This window comes from Pseudomonas sp. PA-1-3F, from assembly GCF_021609665.1.
Lineage (GTDB): Bacteria > Pseudomonadota > Gammaproteobacteria > Pseudomonadales > Pseudomonadaceae > Aquipseudomonas > Aquipseudomonas paracarnis.
This window is the reverse complement of sequence record NZ_WJZD01000015.1, coordinates 28,106-50,419: the sequence shown is the minus strand read 5'-3', so window position 1 is coordinate 50,419 and position 22,314 is coordinate 28,106. Positions and strand designations below refer to the sequence as shown.

Sequence of the window (22,314 nt, the reverse complement as noted above, 5' to 3'; positions counted from 1 at the left end):
TGACGTATCGGGTGAACGTCCGACCGGGCTTAGCCCAGCAGGGTTGCCCAACCTTCAACTACGTCACCGCCCCACTTGGCTTTCCACTCTTTCAGAGTTTTGTGGTTGCCACCTTTGGTTTCAATTACTTCGCCGTTGTGCGGGTTTTTGTACTGCTTGACCTTGCGAGCACGCTTGGTGCCGGTAGTTTTCACAGCGCCACGCGGTGCTTTAACTTTCGACTCTGGATCCAGCAGCGCGATGATGTCACGCAGGGATTTGGAGTATTCACCCATCAGGGTGCGCAATTTGCCTTCGAATTCCAGCTCGGTTTTCAGCTTGTCGTCTTCGGACAGGTTCTTCAAACGGGCTTGCAGCTCTTTGATAGCTTCTTCGGTGGCGCGGTATTCGTTGATCAGTGACATGTGGACTACCTTATGTAGAACGCTGATTGACAGGGTGAGTGGCCTAATAATAGTCAGGCAATTTCATCAAGTAAACATTTAAGACGGTATTTAGGCGAATGACATTGAATGTGTGGGAGAAAACCTGGCCGATGAGTTAATTAGTGAGCGTTATGCGCAAAAGATAATCACCTTAATTTTTTGCTACTGGCCTGAGCATGCCGTTGTATCGTCATATAGCGCTGGTAAAACCTTACACGATTAAGGGGTGTTACCACGGCCATGCCTCAAGATAAGGTGCAAGGGAATACTGCAGTTTTTCTGCGTAATCGCTAGAATAGCGGCCTTTGTGAAGTTCTGGAGTTTCCCCCTAATGCGCACTTTTCGGCTGGTGATTGCTTGCCCGGACCGGGTTGGCATCGTTGCCAAGGTCAGTAACTTTCTGGCTTCCCATAATGGCTGGATCACCGAGGCGAGCCATCACTCGGACGATCTCAGTGGTTGGTTTTTCATGCGTCACGAAATCCGTGCCGATACGTTGCCCTTTGGCCTGGAAGCCTTCCGCGAGGCGTTTGCGCCGATTGCCGAAGAGTTTTCGATGACCTGGCACATCACCGATACAGAGCAGAAGAAACGCGTGGTGCTGATGGCCAGCCGCGAATCCCACTGCCTGGCAGACCTGCTGCACCGCTGGCACAGCGACGAACTCGATTGCGAGATTGCCTGCGTGATCTCCAACCATGACGACCTGCGCAGCATGGTCGAATGGCATGGCATCCCTTATTACCATGTGCCGGTCAACCCACAGGACAAGGAGCCGGCATTCGCCGAAGTGTCGCGCCTGGTCAAGCAGCATGACGCGGATGTAGTGGTGCTGGCGCGCTACATGCAAATCCTGCCACCGGAGTTGTGCCGCGAATACGCTGGCAAGGTGATCAACATCCACCACAGCTTCTTGCCGTCCTTTGTTGGTGCCAAGCCTTATCACCAGGCTTCCCTGCGTGGCGTGAAGCTGATTGGTGCAACCTGCCACTACGTGACCGAAGAGCTGGACGCCGGCCCGATCATCGAGCAGGACGTGGTGCGCGTCAGCCACAGCGACAGTATTGAAGACATGGTGCGGTTCGGCCGTGATGTCGAAAAGATGGTGTTGGCCCGTGGCTTGCGCTACCACCTGGAAGATCGCGTGTTGGTGCACGGCAACAAGACCGTGGTCTTCTGACCCAGCGGTTTTGATTGAAAGACACCGGGGCCTGGAGGTAAAACTCTCCAGGCCCTTTTTTATTTCTGTTTCAGGAGATTCCCATGAGCGACCCGCTCGATAAAGCCACCTCACGGGCGCCTGCTACCTTGGGCGAGGGCTGTTTGAGTCGTTACGACCCGGACGCGCTGGATGCCGAGGATGGTACTGATTTTCCAGGCGCGGCGCGTTTATGGGAACAGACACAGGCGCAGGATGAGCAGCCTGCCGCCCCTGAAAAAGACGCTTGAGCAGCGGTTTGCCGACCATCAATAGAAACACTGGCGCACCGGCCAGCAAATAGAAGTAGTAGGTCACCGCGCGCCAGATCAGAATCGCCGCAGCCGCTGTGGATGTGCCCACCATGGGCGCCAGCAGTGCCGCTGACGTCAACTCCGCAGCGCCGGCCCCGCCTGGCGCCAGGCTGAACTGCCCGGCAGTCAGGGATAACATTTGGATCAGAAAGCTCCAGGCCCACTGCACCTCGCCCCCCAACCCGCGCAGCGCCAGGTACAGCACGCTGTAACGCAGCAGCCAATGCAGGCTGGTCAGCGCAAAGACCCCAAGCAAGGTGCTCCGGGGTAGTTTCAGGGTGGCGCTGAACGCCGCAAGAAAACGCAGCAACCGGCGTGCCCAGCGTCGGCGGGTGGTAGCACTGACCTTCATGGCCTTGAGTGCCAAACCCGCCAGGCGAATCAGCCGTCGGTGAAAATGCACCACGGCCCAGCCACTGATTACCCCACCCACCATCGACACGGCGCTGAGCCCCAGCAACCACTCCAGACGCGGGCTGAGGCTATGGAATAGCGCATATAGCAAGATCCCCACCAGTGCGCAGAGAAAAAACACTAGGTCGCTCAACTGGTCCATGGCAAACACCGCGCTGCCTTGGGCGGGGCGGATGCCATTGCGTGCCAGCAGGGCCATCAGGGTCAACGGCCCGCCGCTGCCGCCGGGGGTTGCACACATGGCAAACTCGGTGGATATCACCACGCCAAGGCTTTTAAGCGGGCCTAACTCGCTGCGATGCTCGCCAAGCAGCAGGCGGATACGCAGACTGTTGATCAGCCAGCAGCCAATGATCATGGCGAACATCCCCAGTAACTGGGGCAAGGGAAACTGGCGCAGGCGCGCAATGCTTTCGCCGCCGCCCAGCCACAATGGGATCACCAGCGCCACCAAGAGCGCCAACACTAACCAGATCAGTCGGCCCATGGCTGCGTCGCCAGCCAGGCGGCCTTGGTTTGGGGGACGCGCCCCGCGTTGAGCAGGCGTTGCAGGGTGTCTAGCCAATAATCGCGGGAAAACCTGTGGCGCATGTCCACCGGGTGCAAACCCAGTCGGATCAGCGGGGCCTCCTGCCACCGCTGTTCACGGCGATCACTGAGGATTTTGGACAATCCCCGGCGCCAGCCGCTGCGGGCGCTCCACACCAGGCCGGGGGCGTTGATAGGCGTGAAGTCCGGCAGGCGATAAAGATGTTGTGGGTCGCTGGTGTAGCTCAGCGGCAACTGGCGCAATGCCTGCCGGGTGCCGTCGCTCATCAACCAGGCGGGCGCAACAAAGCCATGCAGCGGCCAGCCATTGCGCTCAAATACCTCAATGCCGGCGGTCAACCGCCGCAACGCCTCGGCTTCGGACAGCTGGTAAAACTCGCCTTCGTGGGTATAGATGCGTCGCATAAACCATTCTTTTGGCGTACGCGGCCGAGGTTGGTCGTCGCAATGGTAGTAACCGTGCAAGGTGAGCTCATCGCCCTTGGCGACACGGCTGTCGAGCAGGCGCCGAAAATCGCGGTGGGCGGCCAAGTCGTCATGGTGATGGAAGTCTGGCACCACCAGCCAAGTGATGGGCACGTGGCCCAGTGCATCGACGGCCTCGACGAACGGCCGGTAGTCGGCCCAGGTGTGCGGAGCCACGTCGTGCAGTACCAGCATCAGCGCGCGCTCAGCCATGGGCGAGCATCGGTTCATGGCTGCCCAGCACGGCGCAGTAATGCCCCAGCAGGCTGTCGACTACCGTGTCCCACGCATAATGCTGCTCGACATGGCGCCGAGCCTGAGCACCCAGGCGTCGGCTGTCGGTACTGAACAGCTCGCGCACCGCCTCGGCCATGGCCTTGGGGTTGTTTGGCGCGCACAGCAGGCCACAACGCTCGTCGACAATCTCGGTAAAGGCCCCGGCCGCCACGGCGACCACTGGAATACCGCAGGCCATGGCTTCCAGGATCACCAGGCCGAAGGTCTCCTGGTCACCACCATGCAGTAAGGCGTCGGCGCTGGCCATCAGCCGAGCTACATGTTGGGCGGGCCGGAATCCGTCAATCACGGTGACATTGTCTGGCACGCTGGCCGGCATGCCGGAGCCCACCAGCAGCAAGTGGTAGCCTTCCCCCAGGCGTTTCATGCAGTTGAGCAGCACCGGCAGGTTTTTCTCCTTGGAGCCGCGCCCGGCGAAGATCAGTAGCCGAGTGTCTTCGCCAATCCCCAGTTCGGCGCGCAGGCCGGGGTCACGTACCTCAGGGGTGAAGGTTTGCAGGTCTACGCCCAGGGGTTGAACGAAGACATTTCTGACGCCAAGCCCGATGAGCTTGTCGGCCATTACCTGGCTGGGGGCGAGCACTCGGTCAAAATTCCCATAGAGTTTGCGCACATAGGCTTCAACATTGGGGGTAAACCAAGGCCCCATGCGGTTGCTCACCAACAGTGGCAGGTCGGAGTGGTAAAAGCCGATGACCGGCACATCCAATTGGCGTCGGGCATCCAGCGCGGCCCAGGCGGTCAGGTAAGGGTCGCCAACTTCGATCAGGTCGGGCTGTAAATCGTGCAGGACATTTCGCCAAGGCGCCAAACGAAGGGGGAAGCGATAGCCTTTGCCGAAGGGCAGGGCGGGCGCCGGTACTTTGAAGATGCCGTCCTGCTCGCTCAAGTGTGCGCCAGGAATCAACAGGCTGTGGCGAATGCCCGGCTTGAGCGCCAGACGCCGGTGCTTGGCGTCAAGGTAAGTGCGTACGCCACCGCTGGCCGGGGCGTAGAACATGGTTATGTCAGCGATATGCACGATGAACATCCCTCCGATCCATTGCTCTCCCTAGATGGACCTGAGGTAAGGATAGATGTTCGGTTTAGATTCGCAGCATAACGGTGGCGGGAGTGGACAAACGCACGCTGTAGGAGCGAGCTTGCTCGCGAAAAACTCGCAGACGTCGCGTTTCTTCAGGCAGCCCGCGTTATCGTTGACGTTTTTCGCGAGCAAGCTCGCTCCTACGGGTGAATTTCAAATCCGGAAGCTGCCCACCAATTGCTTCAAGCGCGAGGCCTGTTGTTCCAGGTCCGAGCAGGCGCGAAGGGTCGATTGCAGGTTTTCCACCCCTTCCTGGTTGAGGGTGTTGATCTCGGTGATGTCCATATTGATCGACTCCACCACCGAGGTTTGTTCTTCCGTTGCGGTGGCGACCGACTGGTTCATGCCGTCGATCTCGCCAATGCGCTGGGTCACGCTGTTAAGGCGCTCGCCGGCCAGGTTGGCGATTTCCACGCTGTCCAGGCTGTGGCGTTGGCTTTCGCTCATGGTAGTCACCGAGTCCCGGGCACCCACCTGTAGCTCTTCGATCATCGTCTGCACCTGTTGCGCCGACTCCTGAGTGCGATGAGCGAGGTTGCGCACTTCATCGGCCACGACCGCAAATCCACGCCCGGCTTCCCCCGCGCGCGCCGCTTCGATCGCCGCATTGAGCGCCAGCAGATTGGTTTGCTGGGAAATGCTGGTGATCACCTCAAGAATCTGGCCGATATTCACCGTTTTGCTGTTAAGTGCTTCGATATTGGTGCTTGAGGTGCTGATCATGCTGGATAACTGCGTCATCGCCTTGATATTGCGTTCAACCACCTGCTGGCCGTCTTCGGCCAAGTGCCTGGCATCGCTGGCCTGACTGGAGGCTTGGGCGGCGTTGCGTGCGATCTCCTGGGCTGCGGCCCCCAGTTGATTGATGGCGGCAGCGACACTGTTGGTGCGGTTGGCCTGTTCGTCAGAGTTGACCATCGACGAGTTGGAGGCGCTGACCACCCGCAGGGCTACTTCATTGACGTGCTCGGTGGCTGAAGACACTTCGCGAATCGAGGTATGAATGCGCTCGACGAAGCGGTTGAAAGCATTGCCCAAGGTGCCGAATTCATCATTGTTCTGGATGGTCAGGCGGCGGGTCAGGTCGCCTTCACCGTCGGCAATGTCTTGCATGGCGCGGGTCATCAGGTGCAAAGGTTGCAGCAAGACGCGGATCAGCATGCCGAGCAGGGCGATGATGATCACCACCGCGATGATCGTGGCGATCACCGCCGAGGTGCGGAACTCACTGAGCATGGCGAAAGACTTGTCCTTGTCCACCGAAACGCCCAGGTACCAGTTCACCGATGGCAGGCCCTTGATCGGTGTGAACGTCACGATATTGGTCTTGCCATTGGCTTGCACTTCGCTGAAGTCGCCGCTGATCTTCGGCGTGTCTTTTGGATAAACGTCCGACAGGGTCTTCATCACCAAGGCTTTATCGGGGTGCACCAGCACTTTGCCGTCGGCGCTGACCAGGAACGCATAGCCCATGCCGCCAAAATCCAGCGCGCCGATGTTGTCCACCAGGGTCTGCAGGCTCAGGTCGCCGCCGACTACGCCGATGCTCTGGCCGCCCTTGGTACTGGGCGTGGCAACGGAGATGATCAGTTGCCCGGTCGCCGCGTCGATATAGGGTTCGGTCAGGGTCGAGCCATTACTGGCCTGGGCGCCCTTGTACCAGGGGCGAACACGCGGGTCGAAGCCGTCGGGCATCTTGGTGTCAGGGCGGATGGTGAACGTGCCCTGGCTGTCACCGACGTAGGTCGCCATGAATGACGAAGTCAGCGCTTTCTGCTCCAGCAGGCTGGCGACGACGGTTTTTTCAGGGTTGATGGCGATGTTCTGTGCGGCGTTTTCCACCAGGGCGATACGTCCGGTGAGCCAGGTCTGGATGTTGCTGGCGGTAACGTCGCCCATCTCGTGCAGGTAGTTGTTGAGGTCGTCGCGAATCGCGTTGCGCTGCAGATAGTCGTTGTAGAGGGTAAACAACGCAAAGGCGGCGATGACGATAAGGGAGGCTGCAAGCAGGATCTTGTGGCTGAAGCGCAGATTTTTGTTCATGGCTTGAAGGGTCCGCTAAGGTCTTAATATCCGAGGCGCATCCAATGCGGGAGGCGCGAAATGGCAGCGTTAAAAAAGGTGTGGTATTTCTGGTGATAGCTCCGTTGGTCCGTATCGGAATTATCTGACCGTTTTTTAGTCTTTGTCGGGCTTACATCCGTCTATATCGACCTCGCGGCACTAAAGATTAACCATAGGTGACGAAATGCCTGACTCCACACAACTGCTTATCGGTGCAGGCCCTGACGGCCAGCCCATCGCCCAGTCCATGCGCCTGGCCAACCGTCATGGGTTGATCGCCGGCGCCACCGGCACCGGCAAGACCGTCACCTTGCAGCGCCTGGCGGAAGCCTTCAGTGATGCGGGCGTGGCGGTGTTCGCTGCCGACATCAAAGGCGACCTCTGCGGCCTGGGCGCCGCCGCCAACCCCCAGGGCAAAGTGGCCGAGCGCATCGCCGGTATGCCCTTCCTTGATTACACGGCCCAGGCGTACCCGGTCACCCTGTGGGATATCCACGGCCAATCCGGTCATCCGTTGCGCACCACCATCAGTGAAATGGGCCCGCTCTTGCTCGGCAGCCTGTTGGAACTCACCGACAGCCAGCAGTCGGCGCTCTATGCGGCGTTCAAAGTGGCCGACCGCGAAGGCCTGTTGCTGCTGGACCTCAAGGACCTCAAGGCACTGCTCAATCACCTGCGCTATCACCCGGAACTGCTGGGCGAAGACGCCGCCTTGATGACCACCGGTTCCAGCCAGGCCTTGTTACGACGCCTGGCGGTGCTGGAGCAGCAGGGCGCCGAAGCCTTGTTTGGCGAGCCGGCCCTGCAACTGGAGGATATTTTGCAGCCCGCCAGTGATGGGCGTGGTCGCATCCACCTGCTGGACGCCAGCCGCCTGGTGCATGAAGCGCCGAAGGTCTACGCGACCTTCCTGTTATGGCTGCTGGCAGAGTTGTTCGAACAATTGCCGGAACGCGGCGATGCCGACAAACCGTTGCTGGCGTTGTTTTTCGATGAAGCGCACTTGTTGTTCGCCGATACGCCAAAAGCCTTGCAGGAGCGTCTGGAGCAAGTGGTGCGCCTGATCCGTTCCAAAGGGGTTGGCGTGTACTTCGTCACCCAGTCGCCGGGCGACCTGCCGGATACGGTACTGGCGCAACTGGGCCTGCGCATCCAGCACGGTTTGCGCGCATTCACCGCCAAAGAGCAGAAATCCCTGCGAGCGGTGGCGGACGGTTTTCGGCCCAATCCGACGTTCGATACTTTGTCTGTGCTTACAGAATTGGGCACCGGTGAGGCATTGGTGGGAACCTTGCAGGAAAAGGGCACGCCGGAAGTCGTCCAGCGCGTACTGGTTGCTCCCCCGCAATCGCGGATCGGGCCGCTCACCGAAGCCGAACGTAAGGCGTTGGTTGCCAGTTCGCCGCTGTTGGGGCGCTATGACAAACCAGTGGATCGTGAGTCTGCCTATGAGGTGCTGATGGCCCGCAAGGAGCTTGGGCCTGCCGAGCAGGCTGCTCCGGCCGCCGAAGAGCCGAGCTTCACCGACAAGGCGGGTGCATTCCTGGGGACCACGGCGGGCAAGGCGTTGAAATCAGCCATGCAGCAGGCCGCCAATCAGATGGGGCGCCAGTTGGTGCGGGGGTTGCTGGGTTCGTTGCTGGGCGGCAGCAAACGCAAATAGCGCTTCAGGCTTTGGGCCGGGCATGGGCGGCCAGCCGTTCCAGGGCAGCGCGCAACCCCGGGTCGTTGATCCCTTCAGCAGTGGCCTGAAGGGTTTCGGCGGCCGTTTCCGACAGGTCCATGGTATGCCCCACTGCGCCTTGCGGCACGGTGGGTGGCTGTACCTTGAACTGAATGCGCGTCAAATTGGCAAATTCGTCGAACGCCATCAACTGGCGCTGCAAGCGCTTCTGTTGGTAGCGCAAGCGGGTCGCCCAATGCCCATCGGTGACAATTAATAGCAGGTTGCCTTCACGCCAGGAGGCGACGTGACAATGTTCCCGGGCGGCCGGCTGCAGTTGGCTTTCCAGCAGGCGTTGCAGATGGCCCAAGCGTTGCGCCTGGCCGAAGATAGCTTTCAGCGGTTTGGCTTCGCGGAGCAACGCGCCGGGCGCGCGGGCTGTGAGAGGGCGAAATGCCATGTTTAGACACCTTAGGTAACAGAGCGGCTATCTTAGCAGAAAGCGCCTGTATGCCCTGAGGCTCTGCGTCGGCAGGGCTTTCTCCGTCAAATCAATAAGTAACTTCTGCGCCTGGTGGGTTGAAGTTCCAGCAAAAGCCCTTATTTTAAACATGCCCTCTCACTATGCCGTGCCTGTCTCAGGGAACAACGCCACTTTCCTCACCCACGATTCCGGGTAGAATGCGCGTTCGCAATGCGGCCGTGAGGGCTGCTCGGGCCACTCACGGTGCGCCCTCCATCCCTATGTGTGGAAGAACCTGCCGATATGTTTGCGCCTTTGTTAAAGAAACTTTTTGGAAGCAAGAATGAGCGCGAAGTCAAACGCATGCTCAAGACGGTGCAGCTGGTCAATGCCTTCGAAGAGCAGATGGTTGCTCTGTCGGACGAGCAATTGCGCGCCAAGACCCAAGAGTTCAAGGCCCGCATAGCCAAAGGTGAAACCCTCGACAAGCTGCTGCCCGAAGCCTTCGCGGTTGCCCGTGAAGCCGGTAAGCGCGTCATGGGCATGCGCCACTTCGACGTCCAGTTGATCGGCGGCATGACCTTGCATGAAGGCATGATTGCCGAAATGCGCACCGGTGAAGGCAAGACCCTGGTGGCAACCCTGGGCGTTTACCTCAACGCACTGTCCGGCAAGGGCGTGCACGTTGTGACGGTGAACGACTACCTGGCTCGCCGGGACGCCAACTGGATGCGCCCGTTGTATGAATTCCTCGGCCTGACCGTCGGCGTGGTAACGCCGTTCCAGCCGCCGGAAGAGAAGCGCGCCGCGTACGCCTGCGACATCACCTACGGTACCAACAACGAATTCGGTTTCGATTACCTGCGCGACAACATGGCGTTCAGCATGGATGAAAAATTCCAGCGTGAACTCAACTTTGCCGTGATCGACGAAGTCGACTCCATCCTCATCGACGAAGCCCGTACCCCGCTGATCATCTCCGGCCAGGCCGAAGACAGCTCGCGCCTGTACACCGAGATCAACAAGTTGATCCCGCGTCTTGAGCAGCACATCGAGGAAGTGGAAGGCGTGGTGACCAAAGAAGGTCACTTCACCATCGACGAGAAGACCCGCCAGGTCGAACTCAACGAAGCCGGTCACCAGTTTGTCGAAGAAATGCTGACCCAGATCGGCGAACTGGCCGAAGGCGAAAGCCTGTACTCGGCGCACAACCTGGGCCTGTTGACCCACGTGTACGCTGGCCTGCGCGCCCACAAGCTGTTCCATCGCAACGTCGAATACATCGTGCAGGACGGCCAGGTGGTACTGGTTGACGAGCACACCGGTCGTACCATGCCCGGTCGTCGTCTGTCCGAAGGCCTGCACCAGGCCATCGAAGCCAAGGAACACCTCAACATTCAGGCCGAAAGCCAGACGTTGGCGTCCACCACCTTCCAGAACTACTTCCGTCTGTACAACAAGCTGTCCGGCATGACCGGTACGGCCGACACCGAAGCGTTCGAATTCCACCAGATCTACAACCTGGCCGTGATGGTCATTCCGCCGAACAAACCGTTGGCGCGTAAAGACTACAACGACCTGGTGTTCCTGACCGCCGAAGAGAAATACGCGGCGATCATCAATGACATCAAGGACGGTATGGCCAAGGGCCGTCCGATCCTGGTGGGTACCGCCACCATCGAGACCTCCGAGCACGTGTCCAACCTGCTCAACAAGGAAGGCATCGAGCACAAGGTACTGAACGCCAAGTTCCACGAAAAAGAAGCCGAGATCATTGCCCAGGCCGGTCGCCCAGGCGCACTGACCATCGCCACCAACATGGCCGGTCGTGGTACCGACATCCTGTTGGGCGGCAACTGGGAAGTGGAAGTGGCCTCGCTCGACAACCCGACGCCTGAGCAGATCGCCCAGATCAAGGCCGACTGGCAGAAGCGTCACCAGGCTGTGCTGGAATCCGGTGGCTTGCAGGTGATCGCGTCCGAGCGTCACGAATCGCGTCGTATCGACAACCAGCTGCGTGGCCGTGCCGGCCGCCAGGGTGATGCCGGTTCCAGCCGTTTCTACCTGTCGTTGGAAGACAGCCTGATGCGTATCTTCGCATCGGACCGGGTGAAGAACTTCATGAAAGCCCTGGGCATGCAGTCCGGTGAAGCGATCGAGCACCGCATGGTGACCAACGCCATCGAGAAGGCCCAGCGCAAAGTAGAAGGCCGCAACTTCGATATTCGCAAGCAACTGCTCGAGTTCGACGACGTCAACAACGAACAGCGTAAAGTGATCTATCACATGCGTAACACGTTGCTGGCCGCCGACAACATTGGCGAGACCATCGCTGATTTCCGTCAGGACGTGCTCAACGCCACTGTCAGCGCCCATATTCCGCCACAGTCGCTGCCTGAGCAGTGGGATGTTGCCGGCCTGGAAGCGGCATTGAAGAGCGACTTCGGTGTGGACTTGCCGGTTCAGCAATGGCTGGACGAAGACGACCACCTGTATGAAGAAACCCTGCGCGAAAAACTGATGGCCGAGTTGCTGGCGGCGTACAACGAGAAAGAAGAGCAGGCGAGTGCCGAAGCTCTGCGCACCTTCGAGAAACAGATCGTATTGCGCGTGCTGGATGACCTGTGGAAAGACCACCTGTCGACCATGGACCACCTGCGCCACGGTATCCACCTGCGTGGCTACGCCCAGAAGAACCCGAAGCAGGAGTACAAGCGCGAGTCGTTCACGCTGTTCTCCGAATTGCTGGATTCGATCAAGCGCGATTCGATCCGCGTGCTGTCCCACGTTCAGGTGCGTCGCGAAGACCCGATCGAGGAAGAAGCACGCCTGCGTCAGGAAGCCGAAGCACTGGCGGCGCGCATGCAGTTCCAGCATGACGAAGCGCCGGGCCTGGATGAGCCTGAAGCATTGGGTGAAGAGGTCGATGTGGCCCTGGCCCAGACCCCGGTTCGCAATGACCAGAAGCTGGGCCGCAACGAGCTGTGCTACTGCGGTTCGGGCAAGAAATTCAAACACTGCCACGGCCAGATCGAATAAGATTTTCGCCTGAAGCTGCAACACCCCGCGCCGCGACCGGCCTTTGCCGTCGCGGCGTTTTGCCATTAATTCCCACCGTCGATAGCGACGGCACAGACATCACCTATTTTTGAGGAGCGCATTCATGGCTGTTGGTCTTGGTCCTTTGCCCACGTTGCACCCGGTTGCCGGTTTTGAACTCGGTATCGCTTCGGCGGGCATCAAGCGCCCGGGGCGCAAGGATGTGGTGGTGATGCGTTGTGCGGAAGGCTCGACCGTGGCGGGCGTGTTCACCCTCAATGCCTTCTGCGCTGCGCCGGTGATTCTGGCCAAGCAACGAGTGGCCGGGTCGATTCGCTACCTGCTGACCAATACCGGCAATGCCAACGCCGGCACCGGAGAGCCGGGCCTTGTCGCGGCGGCGCGCACCTGCGCCAAGCTGGCCCAGTTGACCGGCGTCGATGCCAGCCAGGTGCTGCCGTACTCCACCGGTGTGATCGGTGAGCCGCTGCCGGTGGAAAAAATCGAAGGTGCCCTGCAAGCCGCGCTCGATGACCTGTCTGCGGATAACTGGGCGGCTGCCGCTACCGGCATCATGACCACCGATACCTTGCCAAAAGGCGCGAGCCGTCAGTTCGTGCATGAGGGCGTGACCATCACCGTCACCGGTATCAGCAAGGGCGCAGGCATGATTCGACCAAACATGGCCACCATGCTCGGTTATATCGCCACCGACGCCAAAGTCTCCCGCGATGTGCTGCAACGCCTGATGCTGGATGGCGCCAACAAGTCGTTCAACCGCATCACCATCGACGGTGACACCTCCACCAACGACTGCTGCATGCTGATCGCCACCGGCCAGGCCAACCTGCCGGAAATCACGTCCACCGAAGGTCCATTGTTCGCGGCGTTGAAACAGGCAGTGTTTGAAGTGTGCATGGACGTGGCCCAGGCCATCGTGCGTGACGGCGAGGGCGCGACCAAGTTCGTCACTGTTGAAGTCAACGGTGGCGGCAACCATCAGGAATGCCTGGATGTGGGCTACACCGTGGCGCACTCGCCGCTGATCAAGACCGCGCTGTTTGCTTCGGACCCGAACTGGGGCCGTATCCTCGCGGCTGTCGGCCGTGCTGGCGTGCCGGACCTGGACGTGAGCAAGATCGACGTGTTCCTGGGTGACGTGTGCATCGCCAGCCGTGGCGCCCGCGCCGAAACCTACACCGAAGCCCAGGGCTCGGCGGTGATGCAGCAGGAAGAAATCACCATCCGTATCGAACTGGGTCGTGGTGACTGCAGCGAAACCATCTGGACCACCGACCTGTCCCACGAGTACGTGAAGATCAACGCGGAATACCGTACCTGAAAATGACCCTCCCCCTGTAGGAGCGAGCTTGCTCGCGAAAAACTCAATGCCATCGCGGTTATCCTGAATGCACGCGTTATCGTTGACGTTCTTCGCGAGCAAGCTCGCTCCTACAAAGGGCTACGACGAGAGGAAGCAGTGGCGTGAAACGAGTGCATGTAGCAGCAGCGGTGATCCGCGGTGTCGATGGCAGGATCCTGCTGGCGCGCCGTGCCGATACTCAGCATCAAGGTGGCCTCTGGGAGTTTCCCGGCGGCAAGGTGGAGGCTGATGAGTCGGTTGCCACGGCCTTGTCCCGTGAATTGCAGGAAGAGCTGGGCATCCAGGTCACCACGGCGCGGCCGCTGATCAAGGTGCAACATGACTATCCGGACAAGCAGGTATTGCTGGATGTCTGGGAAGTCTCGGCTTTTACCGGCGAGCCCCATGGCGCTGAAGGGCAGCCGTTGGCGTGGGTGGCACCGCGGGACCTGGTCAACTATGAATTTCCGGCGGCGAATGCGCCGATTGTCGCCGCGGCACGCTTGCCCGCCGAGTACCTGATCACCCCTGGCGAGCTGGAGACCCCGACGCTGTTGCGCGGTATCCAAAAGGCTATTGCTGGTGGCATCAAGCTGGTTCAACTGCGTGCGCCCAACGGCTATGACCCCAAATACCGTGACCTGGCGGTAGATGCGGTGGGCCTGTGTGCCGGCAAGGCGCAATTGATGCTCAAGGGGCCGTTCGAGTGGCTGGGGGATTTCCCCGCTGCCGGCTGGCACATGACCTCGGCGCAGTTGCGCAAATACGCCAGTAGGGGCCGCCCACTGCCCAAAGACCGTTGGCTGGCGGCTTCGTGCCACAACGCGGAAGAGCTGGCCCTGGCAGAAATGATGGACGTGGATTTCGTCACCCTATCGCCGGTGCAGCCGACCCAGACCCATCCGGATGCCCAGCCGTTGGGGTGGGAGCAGGCGCAGCAGTTGATCGCCGGGTTCAGCAAGCCGGTGTTTCTGTTGGGCGGGGTTGGGCCGGCGCAGCGGGAGCAGGCCTGGGAGGCTGGTGCGCAAGGTGTGGCAGGTATTCGAGCGTTCTGGCCGCAGGTGTGATGATTATTCCCACGCTCTGCGTGGGAATGCCTCCTGTGACGCTCTGCGTCATGTTTTGGACGCGGAGCGTCCCTTGATACATTCCCACGCAGAGCGTGGGAATGATCAGGTCAGTGTGGCTTGGCCGCCGCCTGCCACAACACTTCCGCAACGCCTTGGCGCTTGGCAATCACCCTGGCCGCCACAAACAGCAAATCCGACAACCGATTGATGTACGCCAACCCCACACCCTCCAGTGGCTCCACCGCATTCAAGTGCTGACAGCGGCGCTCGGCGCTGCGCGCCAGGCTGCGGCACACATGGGCCTGGGCAATCAGGGCTGAGCCGCCGGGCAGGATGAAATTCTCAAGCGGCCCGACTTCCTCGTTCCAGCGATCAATCGCTGCTTCCAGCCGATCCACTTCCGCCGCATTCAGCGCCTTGTATACCGGCATCGCCAGTTCACCGCCCAAGTCAAACAGACGGTGCTGGCAAGGCGTGAGCACTTCAATCACGTCCTTCAACGCCGGGTGCTTGCCGCTTTGTTCTTCAAGGTTGGCCAGCAGCAGGCCCAGTTGGCTGTTCAGGGTATCCACCTCGCCAATCGCTTCCACGCGTGGATGGTCCTTGGGCACGCGGCGGCCGTCGCCGAGGCCGGTCTCGCCTTTGTCGCCGGTACGGGTGTAGATCTTCGACAGGCGAAAGCCCATGGTCAGTGCTCCAGTTGGGTAAGTTCAGTGGGGGGCAATTGGCTGCCGGCCAAAGGCAGGCGCAAGGTAAAGCAGGTGCCCTGGCCCAGGGTGGAATGCACCTCCATCTGGCCCTTGTGGTTGTTGGTGATGATGAAGTACGACACCGACAGGCCTAGCCCGGTGCCCTGGCCGATTTCCTTGGTGGTAAAGAAGGGTTCGAACGTGCGCTTGCGCACGTTTTCGCTCATGCCTATGCCGTTGTCTTCTACCTGGATTTCTGCCCACGGCGGGTTCAGACGGGTGCGCAGGATAATGCGCCCAGGTTCGCTGTCGTCTTCACGCAGGTGAATGGCCTGGGCGGCGTTCTTCAACAGGTTGAGCAGCACTTGTTCCAGCTCGTTGGCGGTGCCGGGTACCGGGCCCAGTTGCGGATCGAACTGGCGGATGATCGCCTGGCCCTTGAAGTCGAAACCAATGGTCAGATCAAAGTCGTTGCCAGCGATTTCCACCGCCTGGTCGATCAGCGCCGGCAAATCGCAGGGCGCCATCTGGCGATTGCTGCGGCGGCTGAAGCTGAGCATGTGGGTAACGATTTTCGCGGCACGCGCCCCGGCCTGCTGAATGCCGTCGAGCAGTTGCGGGACTTCGCGGCCTTGCAGGTATCGGTTGACCGTCTCCAGCTCGATGCCCACCTGTTCGGCAAGTTCAAGGTTCTTGGGCAGCTCGGGAGACAGGCGCCGCCGAATGTTCTGCACGTTATGCAGGATCGCGCCCAACGGGTTGTTGATCTCATGGGCCATACCTGCGGCCAGGCCGCCCACGGAGAGCATTTTTTCCGATTGCACCATCATTTCTTCCAGGGACAGGCGCTGGGTGATGTCGTCGATTCGGATAACCACACCGCGCCCGGCGCCGCCCATCAACGGGTAGAACGTCAGCGCATAATGCTTGGGCTCGTCGTCCTTGATCCAGGTGACCCGTTCTATCCGCTCCACTGTGTGTTGCTCCACGGTGGCCTTGATCTGTGGCAGGTACGGCTTGAGCGGCTGGAATGCCAGGAAAACCGGCTGGTTCAGGGCTTCGTCCAGGCGAGTGCCGGATAGGGCGGTGGCTTCCTGGTTCCACTGGGTAACGTAGAGTTGTTCATCCAGGGCGATCAGCGCCGAGGGCATCGAGTCGATAATGCTGTTCAGGTAGTTCTGGAAGCCCGTGAGCTTTTTCTCGATCTTGCTGCGTACCTGGACTTCCAGTTCCAGCTTGCGGTTGGTATGCCGGGTTTCTTCGGCCAGGCCCTGAGCCTGGTCATACGCAGCCTGGGAGTCGTCGCGTGCGCGTTTGAGTTGCTGCTCGCGGGCTTCAATGCGCGACAACATGGTGTTGAACGCTTCGGCCAGGCTGCCGATTTCATCACGGTTGCCACGCCCGGCGCGTAAAGCGTAGTTCTCCTCGCGGGTCACCTGGCGGGACAGTTCTTCAAGTTCATGAATTGGCCGTGTGATCAGGCGTTTGATCTGCCGGGCGATGACCAGCCACAACAACACACTGAAAATCAGGATGCCCAGGCTGGCGGTCAGCGTGCCGGTATAGAACGCCACCGGCAGCTCACTGCTGGCCACCAGCAACAAATGCCCCGAAGGCTGAGTACCACGGGGCAGGGTGATGACCTGGTTACTTCGAAATTCAGTGAGGCGCCACGCTTCGATATGCCGGTAGTGGTCCGGCAGGTGCAGGCGGTCGCCGTGCTGCATCTGCGCCAGGCGGTTGCCTTCGCCATCGTACAAAGCGGCGGCGCGCAACGGTGAATAGCTGGTCAGCTCATTGAGCAGCGCCTCTGCCTTGGTCGGAGACTCAAGGGCCTCGGCGGCAAGCGCGGGGTTGGACACCAGTCGACCAATGGACTGCAAGGCCTGGGGGGCCATGCTTTCCTGGGAGATCCAGTAGGCGGCGCTGATAAACGTCAGGTTGGCCACCAGCAATACGGTGGTCAACAACACCAGCAGGGCCGCCAGCAGTTTCTGTCCTACCGGTAGATTTTCAAGACGCTGGCGCAATGGCATCAGGGGTTTCCCAGGTGATAGACAGGTAGGCAGGGTAGCGCGTGCCTCAGTCGCTGGCCAATCCGCGTGCGCGCAGATATTCGACCAGGCGCGCTTGCAACTGTTGCAGGTGCGGCAACACCAATTGATGGCGGGCCGCCGCCTGGCAGGCATAGCCCAGCAGGTAGCTGATCTCGGTACGTCGGTGGTTGGCCACGTCCTGGTGCATGGACGAGTAATTGGCCGCCGTGGCCTGGATCACCCGCTGCACTTCGCTGTGCAGGTCCTGTGCGGCAGCAGGCTGGCCGCAGCATTCCAGCAGCTCGGCCAATTCAGCGCACAAGGTTGCCACTTCACACGCGTGGGCTTGCAAACCGCCGTTGCGGCACTGGTAAAGCACGGTCAGCGGGTTGATGGCGCAATTGAGCGCCAGCTTGCGCCACAGGCGTGTGAGGATATCACTGGCCCAATCGTGGGGAATGCCGGCCGCTTGCAGGTCGTTCAGCCACAGCGGTGGCGTGGGGTGGCTCGCATCCCCCAGCCAGGTGTAACCATGGCCGGCAAATACCACCCGCCAGTCGCCTTCGCGAAACGCGCCTTCGGTACTTGAGGCATAGATGCAACGGGCCAACGGCACTTGTGCAGCCACTGCGTCCTGGCTGCCAAGGCCGTTTTGCAGCAGGATCAGTTCGGCGTCGGGCGCAAGTCTAGGGTGCAACTGGGCGATAGCGCTTTGAGCATCGTAGGCTTTGCACGCGACCAGCAGGCGATGAATCGGCTCCGGGCTGTCAGGCGTTTCACCGACTACCGGGTAAGTCTGTTCCACACCCTGCTCGACCAGGGTCAGCCCTTGGCCGGCTCGATAGTCGGCCAGGCGCGCCTCATTGCGCAGAATCAGCCTGACGGGCACCCCCGCACGTGCCAGCCGCGTGGCCCAGAGGGTGCCCAGGCTGCCGGCGCCAAGAATATGCCACGGGGTCGACATCAGTGTGTACTCCATAAGGTCGCCAGCGGTGAACGGCGCGAAAGAACCGCTATAATGCCCCGGCATTTTAGCTCGGGCGCGCTCCATCTCTACTGAGCCCGCCCCTTATATTGGAGAAATCACATGCCTTCGTTCGACGTGGTATCTGAACTGGACAAACACGAAGTCACCAACGCCGTCGAGAACGCCGTCAAGGAACTGGACCGTCGCTATGACTTGAAAGGCAAGGGCAGCTTCGAATTCAAGGAAAAGGAACTGACCGTCAACCTGACCGCTGAAGCCGATTTCCAGCTGGAAGCGATGATCGAGATCCTCAAGCTGGCCCTGGTCAAGCGCAAGATCGACGTGCAGTGCCTGGAAGTCAAGGACGCCTACGCCTCAGGCAAACTGATGAAGCAGGAAGCCGTGCTCAAGGAAGGCATCGACAAAGAGCTGGCCAAGAAGATCGTGGCGCACATCAAGGACGCCAAGCTCAAGGTCCAGGCTGCCATCCAGGGCGAGCAGGTTCGTGTCACCGGCAAGAAGCGTGACGACCTGCAAGAGGCCATTGCGGCCCTGCGCGCCAAGACATTTGACATGCCGCTGCAGTTCAATAACTTCCGCGACTGATGGCACTTTGGGGAACCTGTGGGCACTTTTGGCGTCCCACGCCCCAGCATCAGTGCCTACAATTGAGCCCTTCGGGGCTCAATTGCGTTTTCAGGCAGTCAATACAGCCTTATCGCCGCACAACAGGAGAAAGTAGATGGATTTGAACGCTGAAATGGATCACCTGATCAAGACCTCCCAGTCTTGGCTCCCCATGATCATGGAATATGGCAGCCGCGTATTGCTGGCGTTGGTCACCCTGGCCATCGGCTGGTGGCTGATCAACGTCTTGACTCACCGCGTGGGCCGTCTGCTGGCCATGCGTAACGCTGACTTGGCACTGCAACACTTCATCACCAGCCTTGCTAACATCGCGCTCAAAGTCATGCTGGTGGTCAACGTGGCCTCGATGATTGGTGTGGCCACCACCTCGTTCGTTGCGGCGATCGGTGCCGCTACCCTGGCAATCGGCCTGGCCTTGCAAGGCAGCCTGGCGAACTTTGCCGGCGGCGTGTTGATTCTGTTGTTCCGCCCGTTCCGTATCGGTGACTGGATCGAAGCCCAGGGTACCTCGGGTACCGTCGACAGCATCCAGATCTTCCACACGGTGCTGCGCACCGGCGACAACAAGACGGTGATCATTCCCAACGGCAGCCTGTCCAACGGCCTTATCACCAACACCAACCGCCAGCCGACCCGCAAGGTTGTGTTTGACGTGGGTGTGGACTATGAGGCGGACCTGCAGAAGGCCCGTGAAGTGCTGCTGGCTTTGGCTGAAGACCCGCGTGTACTGAAGGACCCTGCCGCCGTGGCGGTTGTGTCGACCTTGGGCGACAGTTCCATCACCGTCTCCCTGCGTTGCTGGACCAACACACCGGATTATTGGGACGTGATGTTTATGTTCAATGAGCTGGCGCGTGACCGTTTGAAAGCGGCCGGGATTGATATTCCGTTTCCGCAACGGGTTATTCGAGTGATGCAGGAAAGTGCGCCGAAGTAACTTGGCGTGATGCTATCGAAGTTGGCCGAAAGGTCAGCTTTGAAAAACTAGTTACTTAGCTTGCTAGTTGTTTGGTTGGTTGAAATAAAACTGCAATAAAAAAGCCGCTCCCTGTTTAAACAGAGGAGCGGCTTTTTGTTTAAGGCCGAGGCCTCAAGTCATCGTTGTAATTGAACCGGCAATTACAAGATGTTCAGCGGGTAGTTGGCGATCAGACGCAGCTCGTCGATCGATGGCGAACCGTAGTACACGCCATCACCGGAACGGTAAGTCGCTTGACGCAGGCGCAGGCTCAGGTCTTTTGCCGGGCCGCTCTGGATCACGTACTTGGCTTCGATGTCGCGTTCCCACTCTTTGCCATTCGAGGTGGTGCCCGTATTGGCGCCGCTACCGGTTACATAACGGGTCATGAAGCTCAGGCCCGGAATGCCGAAGGTTGCCATGTTGATGTCATAACGCGCCTGGTAGGACTTTTCGCCTTCGGCGTTGAAGTCGGAGCGGGCGATGGAGTTGGCCAGGAACACAGTGCCGCCGCCGTCTACGCCGTAACCGTAGTCGCCGTCACCGGTGACTTTCTGGGCTGCCAGGGTGAAGGTGTGAGCACCGATGGTGTACGCGCCCTGCAAGCTGAAGGCGCGGTTGTCGAGCTTGGTCACGCCATCTTTCTCTGCGCGTTGCAGGCCGGCGCCGTCGCTCTTGGTGTCGTAGATGTTGAAGTCCAGGGCGAACGACTGATCATCGCTCAGGGCGTGGGTCCAGTTCAGGTTGCTGTAGTACTTGCGGAAGTAATCTTCGGTTTTCGCGTAGTACAGGCTGCCGGTGACTTCTGGAGTGAAGGCATACACACCGCCGACGAAGTCGGTTTTGGTCAGGCCCAGGCTGTCGTGGTAGGTCTGGTTCTGCGCGACGCTGGAAGTGAAGTGACCGCCTTCAAGCTTCAGGCCCTTGATTTCGTTGCTGGTGATGGAGATACCTTGCGGCAGCTCTGGCAGCAGGCGGCTGTCGTCGGAGGCAAACACTGGGGCTGTGGTGTATTGGTCACCGACTTTCAGCACAGTGTTGGAGATGCGGAACTTCACCGCGCCGCCGCCTTTGGAATAGTCATCTTGCGAGCGACCGTCGGAACCGGTTGGGAACAGGCCGGTGCCGGCGCGACCCTTGCCGCTGTCGAGCTTGACGCCCATCAGGCCGATCACGTCGACACCGACACCAATGGTGCCTTGGGTGAAGCCCGATTCGTACAGGGCATTGAAGCCCAGGCCGGTTTCTTCAGCACGGCTCTTGGAGCCTGGGCCCGACGGGTTGTTACGGAAGTCACGGCTGAAGTACAGCGCGCGAGTATTGATGCTGAACGTACTGTCTTCAACAAAGCCCTTGGAATCGTCCTGGGCGGACGCCATTGCGAACTGCGAGGTGCCTGCTGAAACAGCCAGGGCGATCATGCTCCACTTCATCACGCGCATCGTGATTTGCTCCTTTGGTTTTAGGAAGAGTACTGCCGTCCCACCTGTATTTTTATCTGGGCGGCTCTTTCTTTTTGTGTCGGCGCAAAGTTATCTCACGCAGACCCTATTGACGATACTTACTCAATTATCCTTTCAGCTTCTTTACGAGGCTGTCGTAAATCGCTAGATCCATGTCGCAAATTCACAGCCTGAAATGTATCCAGGCTGACAACTTCAATGCTGTTTTCAGACTTCTTTCAAAGTTTGAACGCATCCCTGATACACATTGAAACGCCACTATTTTTATCGCGAAACACCTGTGTCCAAACGGGTGTCGTTGCCGACGATATGGGGGTGAATGCAACAAGCGTGCTCAAACCACTTACCGAATGTCATTTTTTCGTGAAAAGTGTGATGAACCTGTAAAAACCGCATAAGCACGGGGGTTTTACGCCATTTCGGTTGGGCTTGACGCCAGGGTGTTACCCCGGTTCGGTGGTACCTGAATCCTGTACCTGGGTAAAACGTTACCGGTTGACCCTTATCAGTGGGTAATCGGCGGATCCCTTTGAGGCACAGGTGGGTTATTTTGGTGCATCCCGTTGAGGCCCGGCCTAGCGTTGCTCACCTGGGCTGTTGCCTCTAAAGGGTGCATCTTTTTGCCTGGTTGCCTCAAGGCCGCCAGCATTGCCCGTGAAGCCTTGGGCATTCGAAGGTATGCTGGGCACCTGTTACCGACCTGCCGAACGGAGTGCCACGTGTTCGCCTTAGATCAACGCCTGCAACAAGATACCTTGGCCATTGGGGACTTCCCGCTCTGTCGCCTGCTGCTGTCCAATGACGCCAATTACCCCTGGTTCATCCTGGTGCCGCGCATCGAAGGTATCAGCGAAGTGTTTCAACTGGATGTCGCAGATCAACAAACCTTGTGGCAAGAAACGACGGCCCTGGCGCAGCTGCTTAACGACGGGCTGGCGGCCGACAAGATGAACATCGGCGCGCTGGGTAACGTGGTCAGCCAGTTGCATGTGCATGTGATTGTGCGCAAGCGCGACGACGCCGCCTGGCCAGCCCCGGTGTGGGGCAAGCACCCGGCCCGGCCCTACACCGAAGAGCAGGTGGCCGCGACTCGCAGCCGATTGCGCGAGCTATTGCCTGCCGACTTCATCTTTACCCAGGACTGA

At 59.6% G+C, this 22,314-nt stretch carries 18 protein-coding genes and 1 pseudogene; 8 read left to right on the top strand and 11 right to left on the bottom strand.

The window, feature by feature from the left end; translation table 11 throughout:
* Positions 1-29: 29 nt before the first annotated feature.
* The gene (mvaT, locus tag GIV26_RS12790; protein WP_019821235.1) at positions 30-404 is read right to left on the bottom strand and encodes a histone-like nucleoid-structuring protein MvaT; all 375 of its coding nucleotides are present in this window, start codon (positions 402-404) and stop codon (positions 30-32) included.
* A gap of 352 nt (positions 405-756) precedes the next feature.
* On the opposite strand from mvaT, the gene purU reads away from it, so the two are divergent.
* Complete coding sequence (gene purU, locus GIV26_RS12785; protein ID WP_019821236.1) at positions 757-1,605, top strand: formyltetrahydrofolate deformylase; 849 nt, start codon at positions 757-759, stop codon at positions 1,603-1,605.
* Between the two features lie 123 nt (positions 1,606-1,728).
* On the opposite strand, the gene GIV26_RS12775 is transcribed toward purU, so the two are convergent.
* The 5 genes and pseudogenes from GIV26_RS12775 to GIV26_RS27370 all read right to left on the bottom strand — a co-directional run.
* Positions 1,729-2,838, bottom strand: coding sequence for a lysylphosphatidylglycerol synthase transmembrane domain-containing protein (locus tag GIV26_RS12775; protein WP_181123929.1), 1,110 nt, complete (start codon positions 2,836-2,838; stop codon positions 1,729-1,731).
* Positions 2,826-3,578, bottom strand: a complete 753-nt coding sequence (locus GIV26_RS12770) for a DUF2334 domain-containing protein (RefSeq protein WP_034128595.1) — start codon at positions 3,576-3,578, stop codon at positions 2,826-2,828. The genes GIV26_RS12775 and GIV26_RS12770 overlap by 13 nt, the downstream gene beginning before the upstream one ends.
* Positions 3,571-4,692: a glycosyltransferase family 4 protein gene (locus GIV26_RS12765; protein WP_054898008.1), complete on the bottom strand. Its 1,122-nt coding sequence runs from the start codon at positions 4,690-4,692 to the stop codon at positions 3,571-3,573. The genes GIV26_RS12770 and GIV26_RS12765 overlap by 8 nt, the downstream gene beginning before the upstream one ends.
* 207 nt (positions 4,693-4,899) lie before the next feature.
* Positions 4,900-5,664, bottom strand: a complete 765-nt coding sequence (locus tag GIV26_RS27375) for a methyl-accepting chemotaxis protein (protein ID WP_370694806.1) — start codon at positions 5,662-5,664, stop codon at positions 4,900-4,902.
* A gap of 93 nt (positions 5,665-5,757) precedes the next feature.
* Positions 5,758-6,789, bottom strand: a pseudogene (locus tag GIV26_RS27370) (HAMP domain-containing protein); the annotation flags it as partial.
* Between the two features lie 205 nt (positions 6,790-6,994).
* Between GIV26_RS27370 and GIV26_RS12755 the strand changes: the two are divergent.
* Positions 6,995-8,473, top strand: a complete 1,479-nt coding sequence (locus GIV26_RS12755; protein ID WP_054918416.1) for a helicase HerA-like domain-containing protein — start codon at positions 6,995-6,997, stop codon at positions 8,471-8,473.
* A 4-nt stretch (positions 8,474-8,477) separates the two neighbouring features.
* Here GIV26_RS12755 and GIV26_RS12750 read toward each other — a convergent pair whose 3' ends face one another.
* Complete coding sequence (locus tag GIV26_RS12750) at positions 8,478-8,933, bottom strand: DUF721 domain-containing protein (protein ID WP_034128591.1); 456 nt, start codon at positions 8,931-8,933, stop codon at positions 8,478-8,480.
* A 306-nt stretch (positions 8,934-9,239) separates the two neighbouring features.
* On the opposite strand from GIV26_RS12750, the gene secA reads away from it, so the two are divergent.
* The 3 genes from secA to GIV26_RS12735 all read left to right on the top strand — a co-directional run bounded on the left by secA (position 9,240) and on the right by GIV26_RS12735 (position 14,405).
* Positions 9,240-11,975, top strand: a complete 2,736-nt coding sequence (gene secA / locus GIV26_RS12745; protein ID WP_014719726.1) for a preprotein translocase subunit SecA — start codon at positions 9,240-9,242, stop codon at positions 11,973-11,975.
* A gap of 124 nt (positions 11,976-12,099) precedes the next feature.
* The gene (gene argJ, locus GIV26_RS12740) at positions 12,100-13,317 is read left to right on the top strand and encodes a bifunctional glutamate N-acetyltransferase/amino-acid acetyltransferase ArgJ (RefSeq protein WP_034128590.1); all 1,218 of its coding nucleotides are present in this window, start codon (positions 12,100-12,102) and stop codon (positions 13,315-13,317) included.
* Positions 13,318-13,460: 143 nt separating this feature from the next.
* Complete coding sequence (locus GIV26_RS12735) at positions 13,461-14,405, top strand: Nudix family hydrolase (RefSeq protein ID WP_236280900.1); 945 nt, start codon at positions 13,461-13,463, stop codon at positions 14,403-14,405.
* A gap of 110 nt (positions 14,406-14,515) precedes the next feature.
* Here the strand turns inward: GIV26_RS12735 and GIV26_RS12730 are convergent, their stop codons facing one another.
* From GIV26_RS12730 to GIV26_RS12720, 3 genes are read right to left on the bottom strand one after another with little or no spacing between them, the layout of a single operon-like run.
* Positions 14,516-15,094 carry a cob(I)yrinic acid a,c-diamide adenosyltransferase gene (locus tag GIV26_RS12730; protein ID WP_032895497.1) on the bottom strand — a complete coding sequence of 193 codons (579 nt, stop codon included), beginning with the start codon at positions 15,092-15,094 and terminating at the stop codon, positions 14,516-14,518.
* Between the two features lie 2 nt (positions 15,095-15,096).
* The gene (locus GIV26_RS12725) at positions 15,097-17,133 is read right to left on the bottom strand and encodes a sensor histidine kinase (RefSeq protein WP_054918432.1); all 2,037 of its coding nucleotides are present in this window, start codon (positions 17,131-17,133) and stop codon (positions 15,097-15,099) included.
* A gap of 46 nt (positions 17,134-17,179) precedes the next feature.
* A complete protein-coding gene (locus tag GIV26_RS12720) occupies positions 17,180-18,097 on the bottom strand; it encodes a putative 2-dehydropantoate 2-reductase (protein ID WP_072447142.1) in 918 nt (305 codons plus the stop codon).
* A 123-nt stretch (positions 18,098-18,220) separates the two neighbouring features.
* Here GIV26_RS12720 and GIV26_RS12715 point away from each other — a divergent pair, with 123 nt between their 5' ends.
* Positions 18,221-18,706, top strand: coding sequence for a YajQ family cyclic di-GMP-binding protein (locus GIV26_RS12715; protein WP_003193880.1), 486 nt, complete (start codon positions 18,221-18,223; stop codon positions 18,704-18,706).
* A 136-nt stretch (positions 18,707-18,842) separates the two neighbouring features.
* Positions 18,843-19,685 carry a mechanosensitive ion channel family protein gene (locus tag GIV26_RS12710; protein WP_054898004.1) on the top strand — a complete coding sequence of 281 codons (843 nt, stop codon included), beginning with the start codon at positions 18,843-18,845 and terminating at the stop codon, positions 19,683-19,685.
* Between the two features lie 182 nt (positions 19,686-19,867).
* Here the strand turns inward: GIV26_RS12710 and GIV26_RS12705 are convergent, their stop codons facing one another.
* Complete coding sequence (locus GIV26_RS12705; protein ID WP_034128586.1) at positions 19,868-21,148, bottom strand: OprD family porin; 1,281 nt, start codon at positions 21,146-21,148, stop codon at positions 19,868-19,870.
* A gap of 740 nt (positions 21,149-21,888) precedes the next feature.
* Here GIV26_RS12705 and GIV26_RS12700 point away from each other — a divergent pair.
* Complete coding sequence (locus GIV26_RS12700) at positions 21,889-22,314, top strand: HIT domain-containing protein (RefSeq protein WP_054898003.1); 426 nt, start codon at positions 21,889-21,891, stop codon at positions 22,312-22,314.

Coding starts and splice junctions, on each gene's coding strand:
- mvaT (WP_019821235.1), bottom strand. CDS start 404: ATGTCACTGATCAACGAATACCGCGCCACCGAAGAAGCTATCAAAGAG.
- purU (WP_019821236.1), top strand. CDS start 757: ATGCGCACTTTTCGGCTGGTGATTGCTTGCCCGGACCGGGTTGGCATC.
- GIV26_RS12775 (WP_181123929.1), bottom strand. CDS start 2,838: ATGGGCCGACTGATCTGGTTAGTGTTGGCGCTCTTGGTGGCGCTGGTG.
- GIV26_RS12770 (WP_034128595.1), bottom strand. CDS start 3,578: ATGGCTGAGCGCGCGCTGATGCTGGTACTGCACGACGTGGCTCCGCAC.
- GIV26_RS12765 (WP_054898008.1), bottom strand. CDS start 4,692: ATGTTCATCGTGCATATCGCTGACATAACCATGTTCTACGCCCCGGCC.
- GIV26_RS27375 (WP_370694806.1), bottom strand. CDS start 5,664: ATGGTCAACTCTGACGAACAGGCCAACCGCACCAACAGTGTCGCTGCC.
- GIV26_RS12755 (WP_054918416.1), top strand. CDS start 6,995: ATGCCTGACTCCACACAACTGCTTATCGGTGCAGGCCCTGACGGCCAG.
- GIV26_RS12750 (WP_034128591.1), bottom strand. CDS start 8,933: ATGGCATTTCGCCCTCTCACAGCCCGCGCGCCCGGCGCGTTGCTCCGC.
- secA (WP_014719726.1), top strand. CDS start 9,240: ATGTTTGCGCCTTTGTTAAAGAAACTTTTTGGAAGCAAGAATGAGCGC.
- argJ (WP_034128590.1), top strand. CDS start 12,100: ATGGCTGTTGGTCTTGGTCCTTTGCCCACGTTGCACCCGGTTGCCGGT.
- GIV26_RS12730 (WP_032895497.1), bottom strand. CDS start 15,094: ATGGGCTTTCGCCTGTCGAAGATCTACACCCGTACCGGCGACAAAGGC.
- GIV26_RS12725 (WP_054918432.1), bottom strand. CDS start 17,133: ATGCCATTGCGCCAGCGTCTTGAAAATCTACCGGTAGGACAGAAACTG.
- GIV26_RS12720 (WP_072447142.1), bottom strand. CDS start 18,097: ATGTCGACCCCGTGGCATATTCTTGGCGCCGGCAGCCTGGGCACCCTC.
- GIV26_RS12715 (WP_003193880.1), top strand. CDS start 18,221: ATGCCTTCGTTCGACGTGGTATCTGAACTGGACAAACACGAAGTCACC.
- GIV26_RS12710 (WP_054898004.1), top strand. CDS start 18,843: ATGGATTTGAACGCTGAAATGGATCACCTGATCAAGACCTCCCAGTCT.
- GIV26_RS12705 (WP_034128586.1), bottom strand. CDS start 21,148: ATGCGCGTGATGAAGTGGAGCATGATCGCCCTGGCTGTTTCAGCAGGC.